The organism is Flavobacterium bomense (genome assembly GCF_003970355.1).
Window position 1 is genome coordinate 1 of the sequence record NZ_RYDJ01000113.1, and the last position, 1,378, is coordinate 1,378.

Annotated in this window: 1 protein-coding gene; it reads right to left on the reverse strand. The window is 34.3% G+C overall.

All coding sequences use genetic code 11. The features are described 5' to 3' along the window. Positions 1-302 precede the first annotated feature (302 nt). The gene (locus EKL98_RS15980; protein WP_126563148.1) at positions 303-1,331 is read right to left on the reverse strand and encodes a glycoside hydrolase family 43 protein; all 1,029 of its coding nucleotides are present in this window, start codon (positions 1,329-1,331) and stop codon (positions 303-305) included. Between the last annotated feature and the right edge of the window lie 47 nt (positions 1,332-1,378).

The following is a 1,378-nucleotide window of genomic DNA, read 5'->3' on the forward strand; positions in this document are numbered from 1 at the left end:
ACCTCGACCGCGTTGCAAGATGATATTACCAGAAATCAGCTTTGGAAATTGAATTTGTGCCCGGATACCGAGGCAATAAACAAAGCAAAAAAGTACTGCGAGTCTCACAATTTTCATAGCTAATCAATTCAAAAAAGAATAAAATGGTTTTTGTGTCTAATTTTAACAATATAAATATAGTTTATAAATAGAATTACCAGCTCACAATAAGCTGGTAATTTTGTGTTTATTAAATTGCAACTTATTTTTAGGAAGTTATAAAAAGGTGTGATATATTAAAACCAGCAACAGTTATATCCTTATTATATTTTCATATTATTGTACGGATTGATGGTAACAATTGAGCCATCTTCATTGTACTTGATTTCAGTTACCTTAACAGATCTTAAATGTGTTACCCCTTTTGATAAGCTAGAATCATGATAGAATAAATACCATTTACCTTCTACTTCACAAATAGAATGATGCGAAGTCCATCCCACTACTGGTTCCAAAATTATTCCTTGATAGGTAAATGGGCCATAAGGAGAATCCCCGGTAGCATAACAAATCAAATGGGTGTCACCAGTTGAATAAGAGAAATAGTATTTCCCTTTGTATTTATGAACCCATGATGCTTCAAAAAATCTACGGTCATTATCTCCTGCTAACAAATTAGCTCCATTTTCATCCAGAATTTGAATTTCTTTTGGTTCTTCGGCAAGTTGTTTCATGTCGTCAGAGAGTAAAGCTACAATTGGACCTAAAGCCGGTTCATTCGCTAGTGGTTCTTCGTTCGCCTCTGAATATTGGTTGTTTCGATATTTTTGAAGTTGACCACCCCAAATACCACCAAAATACATATAATATTTGCCGTCTTCATCTTCATAAATGGCTGGATCAATAGTATAACTTCCTTTAATAGCTTCTGGTTCAGGAGTAAATGGGCCAGTTGGAGAGTCACTTATTGCAACACCAATTTGGAAAATATCATTGGCACGTTTGGCAGGGAAATACAAATAGTAATTGCCGTTTTTATGAGCAGCATCGGGAGCCCACATTTGACGTTCAGCCCAAAGTACATCTTTTACGTGTAGCGCAACACCATTATCAACAGTAACTGCATCAACATTATCCATCGAAAGAACATGATAATCTTCCATTCCAAAATGGTCACCATTATCATTAAAAGGAATTTCAGCATCAATATCGTGCGACGGATAAATATATATTTTACCATCAAATACGTGAGCCGATGGATCAGCAGTATATATGTGTGAAACTAGGGGTTGAGAAATTGCGGTTTTATTGATTTCTTCAAAATCAATTTGTTTAATATTATCTTCGGGCATTGTTATGTATTTATATTTAATTTATTTTAATCTTCTTTCTTTCAAAT